At 39.5% G+C, this 3,423-nt stretch carries 1 protein-coding gene; it reads right to left on the bottom strand.

The genetic code is table 11. The annotated features are described in order from the left end of the window. Positions 1 to 404: 404 nt before the first annotated feature. Positions 405 to 3,170: a DUF5695 domain-containing protein gene (locus IM793_RS24625; protein WP_193426154.1), complete on the bottom strand. Its 2,766-nt coding sequence runs from the start codon at positions 3,168 to 3,170 to the stop codon at positions 405 to 407. Between the last annotated feature and the right edge of the window lie 253 nt (positions 3,171 to 3,423).

Below are 3,423 nucleotides of genomic sequence, written 5' to 3'. Positions count from 1 at the left end.
AGAATCAGGGGTCTCTTAGCAGTAGGAAAGATGCTGAAATAAATTCAGCATGACGATCGACCTTGACAACTACGCTAAAAACGAATGAAATTTAACAGAGTTGTGTCCGCACGGTAGGTCTGCGCGAGAACGACATTTGTTGGGGGTTACAAATAAAAATATGTTTATCGGCGATAAAATTACCTTTCTCATGCATCCTCTTTATAAACAAGAAAATCTACATCATTTTATATTTAAATACATATTTTCGGCTCATTATCAGTAATTTAACCATCAACATACTTACATGTAAAATTTTTAATAGTTTATATTAAGCAATAACTATTAAAAACATATGCAATTGATTATCTGAAAAAGCCCCGTAAATTTTATTTCACGGGGCTCAGACAGTAGATGAATTGATATTATCTTTGAAATGTGATTTCAGTTGAGTGATCTTTTGCAAGTAGAAATTCGTATCCTCCCCTTTTCTTAATGCCATTGCCTTTTATGGAATAAACACCAACTCCATTAACTTTTGCCGGTTGCGACAACCTCAACAAGGCATTAGGTAAGTATTCGTTAGCCTTAGCTAGCTTTAAGCGAATTTCACCATTTACTGTATTATAATTTACATCATCAATGGTCCCAGCATCAAGACTAATCCAGAGCCCGGCAGGCGCAATATAAACCGACGATTTTGCTGCCGTGGTTAATTTAACATTGATAATGTTCCCCTTTTTATTCAAATTACCACCAAAAGCTAACCAGCCAAATTCAGGATGCTGTAAAATATATGATGATGTATTAACCGCGTAGCCAAAAAAGCCAGATCCATAATCGCCGGTAATGCCGTCATTTTTCAAAGTTGATGGATAAGCATGAAAAGCTGCAGGCGCAAAACCTTCCTGGGTGATATTGGAGATCGAACCCAATAACCCACCGTAACCGGCACGTAAAAGATAGAAATCGCCGGGATTCTTGCGATAATCCATTAACACAGGAATGGCATTGAGCGCAGAACCATAATGATGGATCATCCGTTCGATACGCGAGAGTTTACCTCCATAAAGGAAATCCCAATATCTTCGGGCGTTACCGTTGTAAGCCCAATGCGGTACTACCGGCATATATGCAAGTATCGCATCGAGCGTTACATTCGCTTTATCCTGATAACCAAAATAGTTCGACCACACATAAACTTCTTCTTGACCTGTAGAATCCCAAGGCATCTCACTACCAAATGGATATTGTAAAGAACGCCAGTGGTTGGCCCGCTTCTTCATTTCATTTTCTAATCTGGCTGCTTCGTCTGTTAGTCCTTCGTTTTTAAGGTCGTTTAAGATGAGGTAAAAGACTGTACCTTCCATCTGGCCGAACTGTGCATAATAAGGAGCAATATTAACCATAGCCATACCTGTTTCAGCAGCATCTATAAGGTGTTGTTTCCAGCTCTGCTCCTCTACAAGCCCGCTATAATTACGCGCCAACCGGTACATTACCCAATGGGCTGCTGCTACATGTGGGTAGTTATAAGACCGGCCCAGATTATCAGCTTCTTTTTTCGGCCATGCAGACCATATTTTAAAATTGATCTTTGCATCATAAGTATCCTTAGGCAGCGAATCTGGTGCATAATAAAACAAACTCTTTTTTACCCCATATTTCTGAGGACCGCTTTTAAGTTGTATTCTACCAAACATTACACTATCTACAAATTGCTTCAGTTTATCAACCTCTTCTTTTTTAGGTTGCACCAACTGCTTCATCATTGCACCTAACCACGATCCTGCCCCACCTTCGTCGCTTAAGCCCGCTATCCACGCACGGTTATCCTGAATTACCTGCTGCTGTTTTTCATTGTCATAGGTAATAACAGAAGGATTTCTTTTAAAAACAGGATCGGGTTGGTTAAACCACTGTTTGGTTGTTAAAAAATTGCCGTAACTGGCTATTACTTCGCTTTCTGGCTGTATTACCTTATAATTTATGCTTTGTTCCAATCCATCTTCGTAAGTAATAGATAACCTTGCTCTACCCCAAATATTCCCTTTAACCGCGTAACTTTTCCAACCATTTTTGGTTGTGCCTGATGCAACTATTGTTAAGGCATTTTCAGGTTGAACCTGAAAATTTTTAATCTTTTTAGGGTAGTTGATAAACAATTTCCCTTCCACATCTTTAGGCAGTACATAACCTGGAACGGATATGGCAACAGGTCTTTTATTTTCAATCAGTTTGCTTTCTATATCTTTTGCAGTTCCTGACAGAATAAACTGAAGGGCATAACTCCGGCTTTCGCCAGGCTTTAAAAAGGTTGAAGTTGCCGTATTCCATTGCTCGGCATTTTTCCATTCGTTTTCAGCATAGGCTTTACTGTACACCATCCATTCGTAAAAGCCTTCAAAAGCAATTCCCCTTGGTGTGCGGTCGTCATTAAGCGGATTATAAGCTTCAAATGGCGTATGTCCCAATGGCGCAACCAGCAAAGAAGGCGCATGCCCACTTAATCGGGTAACCTGTAAATAACCAGCATCTTTGCCGATGTAGGGATCGTAAAATACATTCTTAGCATGAGTTTGCTCCAATGTACGGCCTTCTAAAATATTATCGAAAATCATCGGGATCCCCAGTGCACCAATTTCTACGTTTTTATCGGTTTTGTTTTTTAGCTCGAAGCGCAGTACCAGCTTTCCGTTCAACATTTCCCAGATCCTTTTAACCTGCAATGGAATATCAGCCGGAAGTGTTGCAGCAAGATCGGCAGCGGCGAGTATATTTTTACCTGTCACAATATTTTTTACAGGGCTTCGCTTTGCCGCAGTGCTATAGCTTTTCCAGGTTTCTTCACCAACATTGCGCAATTTTAAATTGATATCGCCCAAATGGTACAAACCATCAGAACTCCTCACTTTTAAACTATCGCTGGGTACAAAATCGAAATCTTTAACCATTTTAGGTTGAAGACCTGCCACAGTTTGCGATGACTTAACGAGCTTGAGATTAAATGCCCCGGCGTTGTAAGTCGAAAAACCATTTTCCAAACCCAAAGTGGATGGCTTTTTACCTAAAGCAATCCACGGCGATTGGGCCTGAATAACACCAATATTTATAAAAGTTAAAATACAGCAAAATATTGCTTTAAAAGTTATTATGGATAAGACTCTTTTCTTTTTTGGTTCGATAATCATAACGAAAAAGCAGATTTAGGAATGTAGTTAATCAAAAATAAACTTTAAAAAGTAAAGCGGGCATGGAAGTTATAAATAGCGCAAAATCGGTAAAGAATTGGTGTATTTACGGGAAGTTTGGCCCTGGGGTATTATGTGATCCCGCAGATTACGCAAAAAGCGCTGATTATCATACATGAGGAAAAACCTAGCATATGATAGCTATCAGATTTATTTCAGCATCTTTCCTACTGCTAAGAGACCCCTGATTCTA

Origin of the sequence: Pedobacter sp. MR2016-19 (assembly GCF_014947265.1) — a bacterium.
GTDB lineage: Bacteria > Bacteroidota > Bacteroidia > Sphingobacteriales > Sphingobacteriaceae > Pedobacter.
This window is presented reverse-complemented; position numbering and strand designations above follow the sequence as displayed.

What these genes read in the sequence shown, in the direction of transcription:
- IM793_RS24625 (WP_193426154.1), bottom strand. Translation starts at nt 3,170, where the DNA reads ATGATTATCGAACCAAAAAAGAAAAGAGTCTTATCCATAATAACTTTT.